Source organism: Rathayibacter sp. VKM Ac-2856 (genome assembly GCF_013205055.1).
Taxonomy (GTDB): Bacteria; Actinomycetota; Actinomycetes; order Actinomycetales; family Microbacteriaceae; genus Rathayibacter.
In genome coordinates this window covers 413,976-432,089 of sequence record NZ_JABMLF010000002.1, presented here as the reverse complement: position 1 = coordinate 432,089, position 18,114 = coordinate 413,976, and the positions used below count along the sequence as shown (strand labels likewise).

Here is an 18,114-nt window from a genome sequence, read left to right as displayed (position 1 = left end):
CCGCCCCGCCCCGACCATGCTGATCGAGCAGCCCTCGCAGAGGGCGTATCGAGATCCACCTCCCTGCAGACGTCGGTCTCGATACGCCGCTCCGCGCCTACTCGACCGGCAAGGACCGCATGCTGATCGAGCAGCCCTCGCAGAGGGCGTATCGAGATCCCCCTACCCCAGCGCCGTCACCAGCACCAGCAGCAGCACCGCCGACCCGTTCAGCGTCGCGTGCGACACGATCGCCGCGCCGAGCCGCCCGGTGACCGTGGAGATCCAGCCGTGCGCGAGCCCGGCGATGACGGTCGTCGTCCCCAGCGTGACCACCGTCGCCGGGTTCACCATCTGGTGCCCGTGCAGCAGCGCGAAGACCAGGGTCGACGCGATCACGCTGAACACCGCCGCCCACATCCGGCGCCCGCGCGCCGGCGGCGCGGCCTCGCCCTTCGTCCGCAGCATCCGGTTGCGCACCGCCCGCATCACCACGCCGCGGCAGAGGATCTCCTCCACGAACGGCGCGACCAGCACCGGGATCATCACCGAGCTCAGGACGAACCACAGCGGATCCGGATCCAGCTCGAGATTGCTCTCCGCCCCCTGCAGCAGCGGCGCGAACACGATCAGCACGGCGACGATCGCGATCCGCACGCCGATCCCGAGCGCGATGCCGATCGGCACGTCGATCCAGCGGAACCGCAGTCCGTAGTCGGCGGCCAGCGACCCGAGTCCGCGCAGCCGCGAGGCGGCGAACGGGATCACGAGCGCGACCAGGTAGCTGGCGAAGGACCCGGCGAAGACGAGCCCGGGGGAGTAGGGCAGCACCCCGAAGCCGAACAGCAGGATCAGCAGCGCCAGCGGCAGCACGATCCCCGCGATCGTCAGGGCCGCGGTCGGCAGCCCCCACCGCACCCGCGGATCCGGCAGATAGAGAAGAGAGGAGTACGGCGCCGCGACCGACGGCTGCGGCTCGGGCGGAGCCGGCCACGCGAAGGGGGCGCTCCCGCCCTGCGGCGCCATCGGCGCACCGGCGAGAGGAGGCTCCTCAGGAGCGACGGTCGACGGATCGGGCGGCGGGAAGGCGGCGGGATTCATGGCCGGTCCAGGCTACGCAGCCCACCTGTGCGAGACGCCCATGCGCTCGGCCGACCTCAAGAAGCAGATGATCAAAGCTTCCGTCGAAGGAACGGTTGTGCACCGCTCCACACGCCCTGCGGGAAGCACGACCCCGTTTAACGGAAGAAACCCCCGCCATGTAGAAGCTAGGCGAGGGTTTCCGTGGCTCCGACGGGCGTCGATCCCGTGACCTCACGATTTTCAGTCGTGCGCTCTACCAACTGAGCTACAGAGCCGTGTCCGACGTTGGTGTCCGAGGATACCGATGCCGCGAGGAGACGAACTCGTCGTCTCCTGGAAAAGGCCCTTCCTCTCGGAAGGGCCTCTCTGCGACCCTGACGGGACTTGAACCCGCGACCTCCGCCGTGACAGGGCGGCACGCTAACCAGCTGCGCTACAGGGCCTCGTTGCGAAGACAAGCATACTGCCTTCGAGGCTGTTCGATTGTCACGTCCCGTCCGTCTCCGGCCGATCCGTGGTGGTGCTCTTTCGTGCGGTGGTAACCCTCATCCGTGACCCCAACGGGATTCGAACCCGTGCTGCCGCCGTGAAAGGGCGGTGTCCTAGGCCACTAAACGATGGGGCCGGAAGCTCGCCGGGGCGACCTGCGGCCGACCCACCATGACTACCGACACGCAAGCATAGGGACAGCCGACCGGATATGCAAAATCGACCGCGCAACGGCGTCCGACACGCGGTCCGCGGGTGCGGCAGGCCAACCCTGTTCCGGCGCCTGTGCCCCTGACGGGCGGCGCCGGTCTCTAGGCGTACGCGAGGGGCTTGACTAGTGTGGGTCGGAATCATCACTTCCTCGCGACGGAGCCGCACCGCCGCCGGGGGAGTACTCCGCCCCCAGCACCGAGGTCCCATGATCCACTCCCCGCGCCCCGATCGCCCTGCACGCCACTCCGGCGCGCTGCGGATCGGGCGACTCCGCGGCACGGCTCTCGTCTCGGCCGCGGTGGCCCTGGTCGCGGGTCTGCTGGTCGCCACTCCCGCCCAGGCGGTCGAGTACCCCAGCTGGGCCGACGTCGAGGCCGCGAAGGGGAACACGCAGGCCGCGGCCGCGCAGGTCGAGAACATCCTCGGCCTGATCGACGATCTGCAGAGCGAGGTCGCGGCGGCGCAGGAGCTCGCCCAGCAGCGCGGCGACGAGTACTTCGCGGCGCAGCAGGACTTCGACGACGCGTCCGACACGGCGAGCACCCTCGAGGCGAAGGCCACCGAGAGCGCCGACCAGGCCGACGCCGCGACGCAGCAGGCGGGCCTCCTGGCCGCTCAGCTCTACCGCACCACCGGCACCGACCTCTCGGTCAACATCTTCCTCGACGGCGAGGGCGGCAAGGCGGACGACCTCCTCGGCCGGATCGGCAACATGACCAAGCTCGTCGAGCGGTCCAACGCGATCTACGAGCAGGCCAGCACCACGAAGAACACCGCCGAGTCCCTCGGCGACCAGGCGAGGATCGCGGCGGCGGAGCGGGAGAAGCTCCGTCTCGCTGCCGAGAGCAAGCTCGCCGAGGCCACGGCCGCGCAGGCCGCGTCCGAGGCCGCTCTCACCGAGCAGCAGAACCAGAGCATCGTCCTGGAGCAGCAGCTCGCCGCGCTCCGCGACACCGAGTCCGCCACCGTCGCCGACTACGAGGCCGGCGTCGCCGCACGCGAGGCGGAGCGCCTCCGCAAGCTCGCGGAGGAGGAGGCCGCCCGCCAGGCGCAGGCCGAGCTCGCCCGCCAGCAGGCCGCCGCTGCGCGCCAGGCTGCCGCGGCTGCCGCGGCCGCGGCTCCCTCACGCGGCTCGAGCGGTGGCGGCTACAGCGCTCCTGCTGCCCCGGCACCGGCGCCCGGCGGCGGTTCCACCGCGGTCAGCGACTCCGGCTGGGTGCGCCCGGCGGCGGGTCGGATCACCGGCACCTTCGGCCCCCGCGGCAGCCTCTCCACCGGCGGCGGCTCGACCAGCTCCTACCACCGCGGAACCGACATCGCGGGCGGCTGCGGGATCCCGATCCTCGCCGCGCACAGCGGGACGGTGACCTACGCCGGCTGGTTCGGCACCTACGGCAACTGGATCGAGATCGACCACGGCTCGGGCATCAGCACCGGCTACGCGCACATCATGCCCGGCGGCATCTACGTCAAGGTGGGCCAGCGGGTCGAGGCGGGCCAGCAGATCGCGGCCGTCGGCACCACCGGCGCCTCCACCGGCTGCCACCTGCACTACGAGACCCGCGTCAACGGCTCCGCCGTCGATGCCCAACCGTTCATGGCCGCACGAGGAGTCACACTTGGTTGACGCGCAGAAGACCGCCCGCAGCTTCACCCCGGCGCCGCGCGAGCGCGCGTGGAAGGGTCGGCTCCCGCTGGCGGTCTCGGCCGCCTTCGCGGTGACCGCCGTCACCGCCTCCCTCGGGATCGTGCCGGCCCAGGCGGACGACCCGTCCTACCCCTCGTGGGACGACGTCCAGAACGCGAAGACGGACGAGGCGACCAAGCAGGCGGAGATCGACTCGATCACGGCCCTCATCGGCGGTCTGCAGACCTCGGTCGATGACGCGTCGATCGTCGCGATGAAGAAGGCGGAGGTCTGGCGCCAGGCCCAGGAGGCGCTCGACGCCGCTGCCGCCGCCGTGACCGAGCTCGACGACCGCGCGAACGAGGCCGCGTCGACCGCGCACACCTCGCAGATGCGCGCCGGACTCCTCGCCGCGCACCTCTCCCGCTCCGCCGGCGGCGACCTCTCGATGAGCCTCGTCGCCAAGGGCCAGGACGCGGGCGACCTGCTCTACCAGCTCGGCGCCATGTCGCAGCTCTCCGAGCAGTCGCAGCGCGTCTACGCCGAGGCGCTCGCCGACAAGCAGACCGCGGAGTCGCTCGCCGAGCAGGCCGACGTGGCCGTCGCGGAGCACCGGAAGCTCTCGGAGGCCGCCGACGAGGCCCGCACCAGCGCGGACGCCGCGGCCGCCTCCGCCCGGAGCGCTCTCGCCGCGCAGGAGGCGAAGTCGGAGGAGCTCATCGCGCAGCTCGCCCTGCTGAAGGACTCCACCGTCGAGATCGAGACGGCGTTCCTCGCCGGCGAGCAGGAGCGACGTGCTGCTGCGGCCGCCGCTGCCGCCGCGGCGAAGGCCGAGGCCGACGCGAAGGCCGCGCAGCCCGCCGCGAGCGCTCCCGCCGCCTCGCAGCCGTCGTCCGGCTCCCAGCCCTCCGGCGGCTCGCAGCCCGCGGCCCAGCCGTCGGCGCCCGCTGCGCAGCAGCCGGCCGCCCCGCAGCCCGCCGCCCCGCAGCCCGCACCCCAGCCGGCCGCCCCGCAGCCCGCGCCGGCCGCTCCCCAGCCCGCGCCGGCCGCCCCGCAGCCCGCGCCGCAGCCCGTCGTCGTCCTCCCGCAGCCCGCCGCTCCGCAGCCCGCGCCCGCGCCGGTGCAGAACCCCGCGCCGCAGCAGAACCAGGTCGAGACCGCGATCTCCTACGCGATGGCGCAGCTCGGCGAGCGCTACGTCCTCGGCGGCATGGGTCCGGACGTCTGGGACTGCTCCGGTCTGACGAAGCAGTCGTACGCCAGCGCGGGCGAGTACATCGGCACCCACTCGGCGACGAACCAGTACAACACCATGGCGAACGAGGGCAAGCTCGTCCCCTACAGCCAGCGCCAGCGCGGTGACCTGCTCTTCTGGTCGGACTCGCCCGGCGACTACTACCACGTGGCGATCTACCTCGGCGACGGCCAGATGATCGAGGCGCCGAACCCCAACTCGCCGGTGCGCGTGCACTCGATCTGGGGCACCCCGACCGGCATGGTCGGCCGCCCCACCGCGTAGCTCAGCACCGCCCGCAACGACGGAACCCGCCCCCGCGAGGCGCCGGCAGCAGCCGGTCGACTCGAGGAGGCGGGTTCCGTCGTTCGCGGAGCCGAGGGGTCAGTGACCCTCTTCGGCCAGCTTCTTGATGCCGTCCTGGACGATCTGCTCGGCCTCGGCGGCGTCGCCCCAGGCCTCGACCTTGACCCACTTGTTGGGCTCGAGGTCCTTGTAGCGCTCGAAGAAGTGCTTGATCTCGTTCTTGGTCTGCTCCGGGACGTCGGAGATGTCCTGGATGTGCTGCCAGCGCGGGTCCTTCGCGGGGACCACGATCACCTTGGCGTCGGAGCCGGCCTCGTCGCTCATGTTGAGCACGCCCACCGGGCGGACGGAGACGCCCACGCCCGGGAAGACGGGGTACTCGAGCAGCACCAGCGCGTCGACGGGGTCGCCGTCGAGGCCGAGGGTGTTCTCGAAGTAGCCGTAGTCCGTCGGGTAGACGAAGGAGGTGAAGAGCACGCGGTCGAGGTAGACGCGACCGGTCTCGTGGTCGACCTCGTACTTGTTGCGGCTGCCCTTGGGGATCTCTACGACGACGTCGTATGCGGCCATGTTCGCTCCTTGAGTCGGTGGCGCCGCGGGCGGCGCATCGGCGGATCGGACCGGCCGGGGAATCGCGTGCGGACGCGCGCGCTCGCAGGCCGGATCGCTGGCCTAACGTTACTTGATGTGCCCGATCGCCCCCGCCTGACTCCCGCCGTCGCCGACATCCGGCGCGCGGTGCGCGCGAGCCTGGACGAGCTCGATCCGGGGGCCCTGGTGCTCGTCGCGCTGAGCGGCGGAGCCGACTCCCTGGCCCTCGCCGCGGCGGTCGCGTTCGAGGCCGAGCGCGGCGGTCGTCGCGCGGGCGCGATCGTCGTCGACCACGGTCTCCAGGACGGATCGGCGGACGTCGCGCGGCAGGCGGCGGGGCAGGCGCACGCGCTCGGCCTCGCGCCGGTCCTGATCGAGATCGTGTCGGTGCTGCCCGGCGGCGAGGGTCCGGAGGCGGCGGCGCGCACCGCGCGCTACCGCGCCTTCGACGACGCGGTCGAGGCGACCGGCGCGGCGGCGGTCCTGCTCGCGCACACCCTCGACGACCAGGCCGAGACCGTGCTCCTCGGCCTCGCGCGCGGGGCGGGCGCGGCGAGTCTGCACGGCATGGCGGCGGTGAGCGGGGTGCTCCGGCGCCCCCTGCTCGGGATCCGGCGCGCGAGCACCCGCGCGGCCTGCGCCGACGCCGGGCTCGAGCCGTGGGACGACCCGCACAACGACGATCCGCGCTACACCCGCGTCCGCGTGCGCGCCACCGTGCTGCCGGTGCTCGAGGACGAGCTCGGCCCGGGGGTCGCCGAGGCGCTCGCCCGCACCGCCGATCAGCTCCGCGAGGACGGCGACGCCCTCGACGCGATGGCGCTCGACTGGGCGCTCGAGCTCGTCGGGCAGAACGACGAGGGCCACGTCACGGTCGACGCGCGGGGCCTGGCCGCCGATCCGCCGGCGCTGCGCCAGCGGATCATCCGCCTCGTCGTGCAGAACGAGTTCGGCGTCGCCCTCTCCCGCACCCAGACCCTGGCCGTCGCCGCGCTCGTCACCGACTGGCACGGCCAGAAGGGCGTCGACCTCCCGGGCGTCCACGCCACCCGCCATGCCACCACCCTCACCTTCGCCCCGCGCTGACCCCCCCCGCCGCGAGATGCCACTTGTGCACGCGACACGCCGTGAAAGGCGTGCACAAGTGGCATCTCGCGGAGCTCGCGGAGGGGGAGCAGGCGCGGTGGCGGGTGCGTAGAGTGGCCGGGTGGAAGCAGCCGACATCGCCGACGACATCACCGAGGTCCTCTTCACGGAGGCCGAGATCCACGAGCGGATCCGCGATCTGGCCCGCGCCATCGAGCGCGACTACGCCGGCGAGAACCTGCTCATCGTCGGGGTGCTCCGCGGCGCCGTGATGGTGATGGCGGACCTCGCCCGCGAGCTCAAGCTCGACATCGTGATGGACTGGATGGCCGTCTCCTCGTACGGCAGCAGCACCAAGTCCTCCGGCGTGGTGCGGATCCTCAAGGACCTCGACACCGACATCACCGACCGCAAGGTGCTGATCGTCGAGGACATCATCGACTCCGGCCTCACGCTCTCCTGGCTGCAGGGCAACCTGCGCAGCCGCGGCGCCGAGTCGGTCGAGATCTGCGCGCTCTTCCGCAAGCCCCGCGCGGCCAAGGTCGAGGTCGATGTGGCCTACGTGGGCTTCGACATCCCGAACGACTTCGTGATCGGCTACGGCCTCGACTATGCCGAGCGCTACCGCAACCTCCGCGATGTCGCGATCCTCGCTCCCCACGTCTACGAGTAGCCGACCGGTGCCGGGCGACGCGCAGGCCCGCGCGGACATCGCGCAGTCGAGCCTCGAGCGGCTCTTCGCGGTGCCGGTCCTCGGCTACCACGTGACCTACCCGACGTCGCTGCGCGCGGACCTCGCCTTCCACTACTGGTGGCTGGCGCACGCGATCGACGCCGCGGTCGACGCGTTCGAGCGGACCGGGGACGCCGCGCACCTGGAGCGCGCCGAGCGGATCCACCGCGCGATCCGGATCCGCAACGGCGGCCGCCTGGTCAACGGCTACTTCGACGACATGATGTGGCTCGGCGGCGCGCTCGCGCGGCTGGGCGAGGCGACGGGGGAGGGGCGCTGGCTCGACCGCGCCGACCGGCTCTGGCGCTTCGCCGTCCAGCGCGGCTGGAACCTCCGGCACGGCGCGAGCCTCGCCTGGCGCCGCCGCCAGCTCGACTACAAGAACGCGCCGTCGAACGGACCGTTCGCGATCCTCGGTGCACGGCTGGAGCGGCTGCGCCCCGACGGCCGCGAGGAGCTGTCGCGCGCCGCCCTCGACTGGCTGCACGTGCGGCTGCGCGACGACGACACCGGCTTCGTCGCCGACGGCATAGGCCGCGAGGGCGGCTCGGCCCGCGACGACTGGGCGTTCAGCTACAACCACGGCGTCTACATCGGAGCGGCGCTCGCCCTGCACCGGCTCCGCCCGGACGCGCGGCTGCTCGCGCACGCGTCGCTCACCGCCGACGACCTGATCGCGCGCCTCGCCCCCGAGGGCGTCCTCGTCGACCAGGGAGCGGGCGACGGCGCCCTCTTCGGCGGCATCGCCTACCGGCACCTCGTCGACCTGGCGACCGCGGAGGGGGTCGACGCCGGCTCCGCCGCGCGGATCCGCGCCTTCGTCACCGGCAGCGTCGACGCCCTGTGGCGCTCGAGCGAGCGCGGGGGAGTGCTGCTCGCCGGACCGCGCTGGGACGCCCCGCCGACCCTGCCCGCGACCCTCTCGGCCGAGCTCGGCGCGGTCCTGGCGACGGAGGCCGCGGCGACCCTGGAGCGGCGCACGGTGCCGGACGCCTCGGCGGGCACAGCAGACTGAGACCGTGAGAGCTCCTTCCGACAGCCCCGTGGTCGCCGTCGTCATCAATCCGAGCAAGTTCGACGACGTCGGAGCGGCGCAGGACGTGGTGGCCACGGTCGCCCGCCGCGCGGGCTGGAGCGAGCCGCTCTGGTTCGAGACGAGCGTCGACGACTCGGGCGCCGGGGCCGCGCGCGCCGCGCTGGAGTCGGGCGCCGACGTCGTCTGCGCGATGGGCGGCGACGGCACCGTGCGCGCGGTCGCCTCGGTGCTGCGCGGCACTGCGGTGCCCTACGGGCTCCTGCCCAGCGGCACGGGCAACCTGCTCGCCCGCAACCTCGGCATCCCGCTCGGCTCGCTGGCCGACGCGGTCGAGATCGCGCTGCTGGGGCAGGACCGGGCGATCGACGTGGGCACGGCCGCCTTCGACGACGGCGAGGAGCGCGTCTTCATGGTGATGGGCGGCGTGGGCCTGGACGCCGAGATCATGGACAAGACCGACGACGAGCTGAAGAAGCGCGTGGGCTGGGGCGCCTACGTGGCGGCCGGCGCCGAGGTGATGTTCAAGGCGGGCTTCGAGGTGACGCTGACGATCGACGGCCGCCCCGAGCCGCCGACGCGCACCCTGATGGTGCTGGCCTGCAACTGCAGCTCGGTCGTGGCGAACATCGAGCTCGCCGCCGGAGCGGTGCTGGACGACGGTGACCTCGAGCTGGTGCTCCTGCGCCGCCGCTTCGGCCTCGCCCTCGACGTCGCGACGGGCAACCGCAACGGCCTCGCGTCGCTGCACCAGTGGCCCGGGCGCGAGTTCTCCTTCACGCTCGATCAGCCGGTGCTCGCCGAGCTCGACGGCGACCCGATCGGCCGCACCACGAGCGGCCGCTTCGGAGTCGATCCGGGCGCGCTGCTGATGCGGCTGCCGGTGCCGACCCCGAAGAGCCCGGGCCTCACCCCGCACGACTCCCTCGTCGTCGACACCACCGAGATCGCGACCCTCCTCGCGGAGGAGCCGCCCGCCTCCTGACGGGACGCGGCGCCCTCCTGCTGGTCGCGCAGCCCCGCAGGGGCACCCTTCTGCTGGTCGAGTAGCCCCGCAGGGGCGTATCGAGACCTCACGCTGTCCGAGGTGAGGGACGTCGCGCCCGACGGCCGGCGACGGTGGATCTCGATACGCCGCGCTGCGCGCGGCTACTCGATCAGCATGCTCCGGGGCCGCGCCGCGCGCGGCTTGTCGATCAGCATGGTGCGGGCGGCGGCGCGCACAGCTGCTCGATCTGCAAGGGATTGCCGACAGCTTCTTTACGGATGTAAGCTTTACTTACAAACGTAAAGGAGGCACCGTGACCGACCCACGACTCGCCCGCTCGCGAGAGCAGCTGATCGCCGCGATGACGGCCGCCCTCGACCACCCGGGGGACGAGCAGCCGTCGATCACCGATCTCTGCGCCGCCGCCCGCGTCAGCCGGCCGACCTTCTACCAGCACTTCGGCGACGTGCCCTCGCTGCTCGAGGCCGCCGCGCTGGAGCGCATGCACGCCCTCTTCGCCGACGTCGTGCCGCCCTCGCCGCTGGACGTCTGGGAGACCGCCGTGCCCCGCATCGTCCACGGCCTGCTCTCCGGTCTCCTCGAGCACCCCGACTTCTACCGCCGCGCGCTCAGCGGAGGGACGGCCCGCTCCGTGCAGGAGTCCGTCGTCGCCTTCCTCGCCCAGCGGCTGCTCACCTTCTCGCCCCTGGCCGCCCAGGAGCCGGGCGACCACGCCCGCGTCGAGCGCTTCGCCGTCTTCCTCAGCGCCGGCACCGTCTGGCTCGTCGTCGGCTGGCTCCTCGACGGCGACGACCGCCGCTCCGTCTCCTCCGCCTCGGCCGAGATCGCCGAGCTCCTCGTCACCGGAGTCGCGACGCCGCGGCTCACCGCACTCGCCACCGACTCCTCGAAGTAGAAGGACCATGCCCGCCACCGCCCCCCGTCGCCGCTTCCCCTTCCCGCGCCGCCTCCGCTCCGTCTCCCCGCGCCTGGTCGTCGTCTTCTCCGCGATCGCGCTCATCCCGCTGATCTACGCGGGCCTGCTGACCTCGGCGAACCTCGATCCGACCCACCACCTCGACACCGTCCCCGCTGCGATCGTCGACGAGGACACCGGCGCGACCGCGGCCGACGGCTCGACCCTGGCGCTCGGCGAGGCGCTGACCGACGAGCTCACCTCGAGCACCTCGACCTCGAACTTCGACTGGACGCTCACCGACGCCGACGAGGCCGCGCGCGAGCTCGCCTCCGGCGCCGTGTACGCCGTGCTGACCGTGCCGGCCGGCTTCTCGGCCGACGTCGCCTCCGTCGGCGGCGACGACCCGGCTGCGGCGACCGCGGCCCGGCTCTCGATCGAGACCAACGACGGCGCCAACCTGATCGTCGGCAACATCGCCGCGACGATCGGCACCACGGTCACGCAGACCCTCGAGAAGCAGGTCGGCGAGGAGTACCTGAAGAACGTCTACGTCGGCTTCACCGACGTGCACGACAGCCTCGAGCAGGCCGCCGATGGAGCCGCCCAGCTCGCGGACGGCGCCTCGAGCGCGTCGAGCGGCTCGGACGAGCTCGTCGTCGGCCTGGAGCGGCTGCGGGACGGGACGGCGCAGCTCGCCACCGGCGCCGACTCCCTCCGCACCGGCGCCGACTCGGCCGCGGACGGAGCGGCCGCCCTCTCCGCCGGTCTGCAGCAGCTCGCCGACGGCACGGCCGCGCTGCCGTCCTCCGCGGCGACGCTGAACGGCGGCGCGCAGTCGGTCGCCTCGGGCGCGCAGACCCTCGACGGGGGAGCGGCCGATCTCGCGACCGGAGCGGCCAGCCTCGCCGACGGCACCGCGGCGCTCTCCTCGGGCGCGGCGACGGCGGCGACCGGAGCGCAGACCCTCGCCGAGGGCGCGTCCTCCGTCTCCGACGGCGCGACGGCGGCGCTCGCCGGGGCCGGGACGCTGCGCGACGGCTCGGCGGCGCTCGCCGCGAGCACGCCGGCGCTCGCCACCGGTGCGGCGACGGTCGACTCAGGCCTGCAGTCGCTGATCGCGGGCTGGAGCACCCTCACCGACGCCGAGCGCCTGGCGCAGCTCACGCAGCTGGAGTCGGGGGCGGCCGGAGTCTCGACCGGAGCGACCGCCGCGGACCAGGGCGCGCGGACCCTCGCCGCCGGGTCGTCCGCGCTGGTCGGCGACTCCTCGAGCGGCCTCACCGCCCTTGCGGCGGGTGCGGCGTCCGTGTCGTCGGGAGCCGCCGATCTCACGACCGGCGTGCAGTCGCTCGCCACTGGCGCGGCCTCCGCCGACAGTGGCGCACAGACGCTCGCGACCGGCGCGCAGTCCCTCGCGACCGGCGCCGCCTCGCTCGACTCCGGAGCCGCGCAGGTCGCGGCCGGCACCGGCACTCTCGCCGGCAGCGTCGGCCCGCTGACCACCGGGCTCGACTCCGCCGCGTCGGGGGCCGACGCGCTCGCCTCGGGCACCGCCGCGCTCGCGACCGGCGGCGGCACCCTCGCCACCGGTGCGGACGCCGCCGCCCAGGGCTCGGCGGACGCCGCGACCGGCGCCGAGACACTGTCCTCGGGGATCGACTCCCTCGCCAGCGGCTCGGAGACCCTCGGCGGGAAGCTCGCCGACGGGGCCGCCGACGTCCCGTCCTACACGGCGGACCAGGCGGAGTCGCTCAGCGCCGTCGCCGCGGCCCCCGTCTCGCTCGACGCCGAGCGCCTCAACCGCGTGCCGGAGTACGGCTCCGGCCTCGCGCCCTACTTCATGGCGCTCGCGCTCTGGGTCGGCGCGCTCGCCTTCTACCTGATGAGCGCCCCGCTGAGCGAGCGGCTGCTCGCCGCCCGCCGGCCCGCCTGGGTGATCGCGCTGCGCAGCTACCTGCCGGGTGCCCTGATGGCCGTGGCGCAGGGCGTCCTCGCCGCGCTGATGATCCGCTTCGGGGTCGGCGTGGAGATGGCTCAGCTGCCGGCGCTGATCGGGATCGCGGTGCTCACGAGCCTGACCTTCGTCGCGATCAACCAGGCGCTGATCGCCCTGCTCGACGCGCCGGGCCGCTTCCTCGCGCTGCTGCTGATCGTGCTCCAGCTCTCCTCCGCGGGCGGCACGTACCCGATCGAGACGGCGCCCGCCTTCTTCCAGGCCGTGCACGGGGTGCTGCCGCTGACCTACACGGTCGAGGCGTTCCGCTCCCTCATCGCCGGCGGCAGCATCGGCGTCGCGAACGCGGTGCTCGTGCTCTCAATCTGGCTGCTGGGCGCCCTGGCGGTCACCGTGCTGGCCGCCGCGCGCCGCCGCCGCGGTCTCGCGCCGGCGCTGCGCGACCCGGAGCCGCTCCTCGAGACGGCCTGACCCGCGCCGCGTCCTTCAGACCGGGCTGCTGACGACGGTGGATCTCGATACGCCCGCTGCGCGGGCTACTCGATCAGCATGGTGCGGGGCCGGGTCGCCCCGTCCATGCTGGTCGAGTAGCCCGCGCAGGGGCGTATCGAGACCCGCCCGCTTCAGCTGATCCGCGCCATCCGGCGCGCCGCAGCCGCTCTCGCGCGCCGGAGTGCGCGCCCGCCGGATGCCCACCCGACGCATCCTCCGCCCAGGGCGAACGCGTGGCGCGCGCTCAGAGAGCGGGAGGTAGCCTGACACTCACATTTCCTCGTCAGAAAGGTGCCGGGCCTGCGCCCGCAACATTCATGAACGTCAAGCGCATCTTCCGGGGTCCCATTCTCTACGTCGTCCTGGCGATCGTGGCGGTCTGGATCGGCTCCTCGCTGATCACGATGTCGGGCTTCCGGCAGATCAGCACGCAGGAGGGGCTCCAGCTCCTCTCCGACGGCAAGGTCGACTCCGCGAAGATCGTCGACGGCGAGCAGCGCGTCGATCTGACCCTCGCGCAGGACGACGGCGACAACGGCAAGCAGGTGCAGTTCTACTACGTGGCACCGCGCGGCGCCGAGGTCGTGGACGCGGTCACCGCCGCCGCCCCGTCGGACGGCTACGACGACGAGGTCCCGCAGACCAACTGGTTCCTCTCCGCGCTCGGCTTCCTCCTCCCGATCCTCCTGATCGGCGCGTTCTTCTGGCTGATGCTCTCGGGCATGCAGGGCGGCGGCAACCGCGTCATGCAGTTCGGCAAGTCGAAGGCGAAGCTGGTCTCCAAGGAGTCGCCGAAGGTCACCTTCGCCGACGTCGCGGGCGCCGACGAGGCGATCGAGGAGCTCCACGAGATCAAGGAGTTCCTCAAGGAGCCGGCCAAGTTCCAGGCCGTCGGCGCGCGCATCCCCAAGGGCGTCCTGCTCTACGGCCCTCCCGGCACCGGCAAGACCCTGCTGGCCCGCGCCGTCGCGGGTGAGGCGGGCGTCCCCTTCTACTCGATCTCCGGCTCCGACTTCGTCGAGATGTTCGTCGGCGTCGGCGCGAGCCGCGTCCGCGACCTGTTCCAGCAGGCCAAGGAGAACTCGCCGGCCATCATCTTCGTCGACGAGATCGACGCCGTCGGCCGCCACCGCGGCGCCGGCATGGGTGGCGGTCACGACGAGCGCGAGCAGACCCTCAACCAGCTCCTGGTCGAGATGGACGGCTTCGACGTCAAGACGAACGTCATCCTGATCGCCGCGACGAACCGCCCCGACATCCTCGACCCCGCGCTGCTGCGCCCGGGCCGCTTCGACCGCCAGATCGGCGTCGACGCCCCCGACCTGCTCGGCCGCAAGAAGATCCTCGAGGTGCACGGCCGCGGCAAGCCGCTCGCCGGCGGCGTCGACCTCGAGGTCGTCGCCCGCAAGACCCCGGGCTTCACCGGTGCCGACCTGGCGAACGTCCTCAACGAGGCCGCGCTGCTCACCGCCCGCTCGAACGCGCAGCTGATCGACAACCGCGCGCTCGACGAGGCGATCGACCGCGTCATCGCCGGGCCCCAGCGCCGCACTCGCGTCATGCGCGACAAGGAGAAGCTGATCACCGCGTACCACGAGGGCGGCCACGCCCTCGCCGCCGCGGCGATGCGCCACACCGACCCGGTCACCAAGGTCACGATCCTCCCGCGCGGCCGCGCCCTCGGCTACACGATGGTGCTGCCGCTCGAGGACAAGTACTCGACCACCCGCAACGAGCTGCTCGACCAGCTGGCCTACGCCATGGGCGGCCGCGTCGCGGAGGAGATCGTCTTCCACGACCCGACCACCGGCGCCTCGAACGACATCGAGAAGGCGACCTCGATCGCCCGCAAGATGGTCACCGAGTTCGGCATGTCCTCCACGGTCGGCGCCGTCAAGCTCGGCTCGTCCTCGGGCGAGATGTTCCTCGGCCGCGACATGGGCCACCAGCGCGACTACTCCGAGCAGATCGCCGAGCGCGTCGACCTCGAGACGCGCCAGCTGATCGAGCAGGCGCACGACGAGGCGTGGCAGGTCATCAACGCCAACCGCGACATCCTCGACCGCCTCGCCGCCGACCTCCTCGAGAAGGAGACGCTCGACCACGACCAGCTGGCCGAGATCTTCAAGGACGTCCGCAAGATCGACGAGCGCCCGCAGTGGCTCTCGAGCGACAAGCGTCCGCTGTCCGACCTCCCGCCCATCGCGATGCCGCCCGCCAAGGCGCCGATCGACGCCGGCGCGACCGACGGCGCGGTCGTCTCGGAGGGCTCCGAGCAGACCGCTCCGCAGCGGCCGCCGCTGATCAACCCGCGCCCCACGACGGCGTAGCAGCGCCGTGCCGGTCGACAGGGCGCGCATCGAGGCAGCCGTCGCCGAGCTCCTCGCGGCCATCGGGGAGGACCCGGGCCGCGAGGGGCTCTCGACGACGCCGCAGCGCTTCGCCGACTCCTACGAGGAGTTCTTCGGCGAGTTCGACCTCGACCCGGCGTCGCACCTCGCCGAGACCTTCGCGGTCGTCGAGGAGGGCGAGCAGCCGCCCGCCACCCAGACCGTCGTCGTCCGCGATCTCGCGTTCCGCTCGGTCTGCGAGCACCACCTGCTGCCCTTCTCCGGTGTCGCGCACATCGCTTACCGCGCCGGCGAGCGCGTCGTCGGCCTCGGCAAGCTCCCGCGGGTCGTCGAGACCGTCGCCTCGCGGCCGCAGCTGCAGGAGCGCCTCACCGAGCAGATCGCGGACGTGCTCGACGCCGGCCTCTCGCCCGAGGGCGTGCTGGTCGTCGTCGACGCCGAGCACGGCTGCGTGCGCCTGCGCGGCGCGCGCCAGACCACCAGCTCGACCGTCACCGTCGCGGCGCGCGGCACCCTCGCCGACCCCGCCGCGCGCGCCGAGATCATCGCGCTGATCGGCGCCGCGCGGGAGGCCTGACGTGGCTCCCGTCGTCGCCGACCTCGCTCCCGGCCACCGCGCCGCCCTCCTCGGGATCCTCAACGTCACCCCCGACTCCTTCAGCGACGGCGGTCGCTGGCTCTCGGTCGACGACGCGGTGCGGCACGGCGTGGGCATGACCCGGCCCTCGGGCGAGGGCCCGGCCGCGTTCGGCGCCGACCTGGTCGACGTCGGCGGGGAGTCGACCCGTCCCGGAGCCGCGCGCGTCGACGCCGCGTCCGAGCAGGCCCGCGTCCTCCCGGTGATCCGCGCGCTCGCGGCCGAGGGCGTCCGCGTGAGCATCGACACCATGAGCGCGGCGACCGCCGAGGCGGCGCTCGACGCGGGTGCGGTGGTCGTCAACGACGTCTCCGGCGGGCTCGCCGATCCCGCGATGCTCCCGCTGGTCGCCGAGCGCGGTGCCGTCTACATCGCGATGCACTGGCGCGGCCACAGCGCCGGGATGACGGAGCTGGCCTCCTACGCCGACGTGGTCGCGGAGGTGCGCTCGGAGCTCGAGCGCCGCGTCGACGCCGCCCGGGCCGCGGGGATCCGCGACGACCGCCTCATCCTCGACCCCGGGCTCGGCTTCGCGAAGGTCGGCGGCCACGACTGGGCGCTGCTCGCCCACCTCGACGCGATCGTCTCGCTCGGCCTGCCCGTGCTGGTGGGGCACTCGCGCAAGCGGTTCCTCGCGCCGTTCGCCCCGGCCGGCGCTCCCGCGGCCGAGCGCGACGACGCGACGGCGCTGCTGAGCCTCGCCGCCGTCGACCGCGGCGCGTGGGGTGTCCGCGTGCACGACGTCCGCTCGAGCGCCCGCGCACTCGCGGTCGGCGCCCGCCTCCAGGAGGAGCTCCCGTGACCGACCCCACCCACCGCTCGCCCCGCCCCGGCTCGGCCCCCGAGCTCGACGCCGCGGCCCTCGCCCTGCGCGACTCGATCACGCTGACCGGCCTGCGCGTGCGAGCGCACCACGGCGTCTTCGACTTCGAGCGCGAGAACGGCCAGGACTTCGTCATCGACGCCACCGTCTGGCTCGACCTCGCCCCCGCCGCGGGCGGCGATGCGCTGGCCGAGACGGTGCACTACGGCGAGCTGGCCATCGCATTGGCCGACGCCGTCACCCGCGACCCGGTCGACCTGATCGAGACCGTCGCCGAGCGGCTCGCCGCGGTCGCGCTCGGCTTCGCCGCCGCCGAGGTGGTGCGGATCACCGTGCACAAGCCCGACGCGCCCATCCCGCTGCCGTTCGACGACGTCGCGGTGCAGATCACCCGGGTGCGCCCGTGAGGCCCCGGCAGCAGCGGATGCTGCCCGAGCGCCGCGTCGTCCTCGCCCTCGGCAGCAATCTCGGCGACCGGCTCGCGCACCTCGAGACCGCGGTCCGCGCGCTGGCGACGACGCCGGGGCTCCGGATCGACGGGGTGTCGAAGGTCGTCGAGTCGCCCGCCTGGAAGCTCGACGGCGTCGACGAGGACGCCCCCGCCTACTTCAACGCCGTCGTGATCGGATCGACGACCCTCGACCCCGACGACCTGCTCGCCGCCACCGCCGCGATCGAGAGCGCGGGCGGGCGCCTGCGCGGCGAGGGCGAGGAGCGCTGGGGCGACCGCACGCTCGACATCGACGTGATCGCGGTCGGCGGCGTCACCCGCGACGACGCGCACCTCACGCTCCCGCACCCCCGCGCCGGCGAGCGCGCCTTCGTGCTCGAGCCGTGGCTCGACGTGGAGCCGCACGCCGTCCTGGCGGGGCGCGGCCCGGTCGCCGAGCTTCGCGCCAGGGCGAGCGACCGGGTGACCGATCGCCCCGAGGCGATAGCGTGGCGGCGCACGCGATCCTCCGAGAACGCCCCCGCCTCCGCCCGCACAGCCCCCGGCCGCATCGACCCCGAGAGCAGCACTCCGTGAAGCGCACCCGCATCAGCTCCCTGCTGGGCCTCGGCCTGGCCGGGGCCGTCGCCGGCTTCCTGATCGACCTGGCCATCGCCTCCGCCGGCCGCCCGGTGCTGATCCCTCCCCTCACCGTTCCGCTGACGCTCGTGGTGGTCGCGGCGCTCGTGATCGGATTCGCGATCCCCATCCACCGCGCCACCAAGGGGACGCTGCGGCGCCCCATCGACCCGTTCCGCGCGATGCGCGTGGTCGTGCTGGCCAAGGCGTCCAGCCTCGTCGGTGCGCTGCTGCTCGGGGCGTCCGGCGGGGTGCTCGTCTACCTGCTGAGCCGCCCGGTGGTGCCTTCGCTAGGCTCCGTGTGGCAGGACGTGGCCGCCATCGTCGGCGCGATCGTCCTGCTGGTGGCCGGTCTGGTCGCCGAGCACCTGTGCACCATCCCGCCGACCGATGACGACGACCCCGTCGTCGGCGAGGTGAACCACGCCTGACGCCGACGCCCGCTCGGACGCAGGCAGGGAGGACGTCATCATGGCCGACGACCAGGAGGCGACCCCCTCGGTCGCT

Annotated in this window: 16 protein-coding genes and 3 tRNA genes; 14 read left to right on the top strand and 5 right to left on the bottom strand. The window is 73.3% G+C overall.

The window, feature by feature from the left end; translation table 11 throughout:
- Window positions 1-162: 162 nt before the first annotated feature.
- The 4 genes from HQQ82_RS09025 to HQQ82_RS09010 form a co-directional block, all read right to left on the bottom strand.
- Window positions 163-1,080: a CPBP family intramembrane glutamic endopeptidase gene (locus tag HQQ82_RS09025; RefSeq protein ID WP_173232691.1), complete on the bottom strand. Its 918-nt coding sequence runs from the start codon at window positions 1,078-1,080 to the stop codon at window positions 163-165.
- Between the two features lie 184 nt (window positions 1,081-1,264).
- A tRNA-Phe gene (locus HQQ82_RS09020) sits at window positions 1,265-1,337 on the bottom strand.
- Between the two features lie 94 nt (window positions 1,338-1,431).
- A tRNA-Asp gene (locus HQQ82_RS09015) sits at window positions 1,432-1,505 on the bottom strand.
- 109 nt (window positions 1,506-1,614) lie between these two features.
- Window positions 1,615-1,687 (bottom strand) — tRNA-Glu (locus HQQ82_RS09010).
- A gap of 282 nt (window positions 1,688-1,969) precedes the next feature.
- On the opposite strand from HQQ82_RS09010, the gene HQQ82_RS09005 reads away from it, so the two are divergent.
- Window positions 1,970-3,391, top strand: coding sequence for a M23 family metallopeptidase (locus HQQ82_RS09005; protein WP_216848426.1), 1,422 nt, complete (start codon window positions 1,970-1,972; stop codon window positions 3,389-3,391).
- Window positions 3,384-4,910: a C40 family peptidase gene (locus HQQ82_RS09000; protein ID WP_173232690.1), complete on the top strand. Its 1,527-nt coding sequence runs from the start codon at window positions 3,384-3,386 to the stop codon at window positions 4,908-4,910. The genes HQQ82_RS09005 and HQQ82_RS09000 overlap by 8 nt, the downstream gene beginning before the upstream one ends.
- Window positions 4,911-5,009: 99 nt before the next feature.
- Here the strand turns inward: HQQ82_RS09000 and ppa are convergent, their stop codons facing one another.
- Entirely contained in the window at window positions 5,010-5,501 is a 492-nt protein-coding gene (ppa, locus tag HQQ82_RS08995; RefSeq protein ID WP_123446811.1) for an inorganic diphosphatase, read from the bottom strand.
- A 117-nt stretch (window positions 5,502-5,618) separates the two neighbouring features.
- On the opposite strand from ppa, the gene tilS reads away from it, so the two are divergent.
- The 12 genes from tilS to HQQ82_RS08935 all read left to right on the top strand — a co-directional run bounded on the left by tilS (window position 5,619) and on the right by HQQ82_RS08935 (window position 18,038).
- The gene (gene tilS, locus HQQ82_RS08990; RefSeq protein ID WP_173232689.1) at window positions 5,619-6,608 is read left to right on the top strand and encodes a tRNA lysidine(34) synthetase TilS; all 990 of its coding nucleotides are present in this window, start codon (window positions 5,619-5,621) and stop codon (window positions 6,606-6,608) included.
- 121 nt (window positions 6,609-6,729) lie between these two features.
- Window positions 6,730-7,281, top strand: coding sequence for a hypoxanthine phosphoribosyltransferase (hpt, locus tag HQQ82_RS08985; RefSeq protein ID WP_159983582.1), 552 nt, complete (start codon window positions 6,730-6,732; stop codon window positions 7,279-7,281).
- A 7-nt stretch (window positions 7,282-7,288) separates the two neighbouring features.
- Window positions 7,289-8,356 (top strand): glycoside hydrolase family 76 protein, encoded by a 1,068-nt coding sequence (locus HQQ82_RS08980; RefSeq protein WP_173232688.1) that lies wholly within the window; start codon window positions 7,289-7,291, stop codon window positions 8,354-8,356.
- 4 nt (window positions 8,357-8,360) lie between these two features.
- Window positions 8,361-9,359 (top strand): diacylglycerol kinase family protein, encoded by a 999-nt coding sequence (locus tag HQQ82_RS08975; protein ID WP_173232687.1) that lies wholly within the window; start codon window positions 8,361-8,363, stop codon window positions 9,357-9,359.
- A 316-nt stretch (window positions 9,360-9,675) separates the two neighbouring features.
- Window positions 9,676-10,278, top strand: a complete 603-nt coding sequence (locus HQQ82_RS08970; RefSeq protein WP_173232686.1) for a TetR/AcrR family transcriptional regulator — start codon at window positions 9,676-9,678, stop codon at window positions 10,276-10,278.
- Window positions 10,279-10,285: 7 nt separating this feature from the next.
- A complete protein-coding gene (locus tag HQQ82_RS08965; protein ID WP_173232685.1) occupies window positions 10,286-12,706 on the top strand; it encodes a YhgE/Pip domain-containing protein in 2,421 nt (806 codons plus the stop codon).
- Between the two features lie 338 nt (window positions 12,707-13,044).
- Complete coding sequence (gene ftsH / locus HQQ82_RS08960) at window positions 13,045-15,057, top strand: ATP-dependent zinc metalloprotease FtsH (protein WP_173232684.1); 2,013 nt, start codon at window positions 13,045-13,047, stop codon at window positions 15,055-15,057.
- 7 nt (window positions 15,058-15,064) lie between these two features.
- Window positions 15,065-15,655, top strand: coding sequence for a GTP cyclohydrolase I (gene folE, locus HQQ82_RS08955; RefSeq protein ID WP_173232683.1), 591 nt, complete (start codon window positions 15,065-15,067; stop codon window positions 15,653-15,655).
- A gap of 1 nt (window position 15,656) precedes the next feature.
- Window positions 15,657-16,517, top strand: coding sequence for a dihydropteroate synthase (gene folP / locus HQQ82_RS08950; protein WP_367947892.1), 861 nt, complete (start codon window positions 15,657-15,659; stop codon window positions 16,515-16,517).
- Window positions 16,514-16,945 carry a dihydroneopterin aldolase gene (gene folB / locus HQQ82_RS08945; protein WP_367947891.1) on the top strand — a complete coding sequence of 144 codons (432 nt, stop codon included), beginning with the start codon at window positions 16,514-16,516 and terminating at the stop codon, window positions 16,943-16,945. Before folP ends, folB begins: the two co-directional genes overlap by 4 nt.
- Window positions 16,942-17,565 (top strand): 2-amino-4-hydroxy-6-hydroxymethyldihydropteridine diphosphokinase, encoded by a 624-nt coding sequence (folK, locus tag HQQ82_RS08940; protein WP_367947890.1) that lies wholly within the window; start codon window positions 16,942-16,944, stop codon window positions 17,563-17,565. Before folB ends, folK begins: the two co-directional genes overlap by 4 nt.
- Window positions 17,562-18,038 (top strand): DUF3180 domain-containing protein, encoded by a 477-nt coding sequence (locus tag HQQ82_RS08935; protein WP_173232682.1) that lies wholly within the window; start codon window positions 17,562-17,564, stop codon window positions 18,036-18,038. Before folK ends, HQQ82_RS08935 begins: the two co-directional genes overlap by 4 nt.
- Window positions 18,039-18,114: the final 76 nt, after the last annotated feature.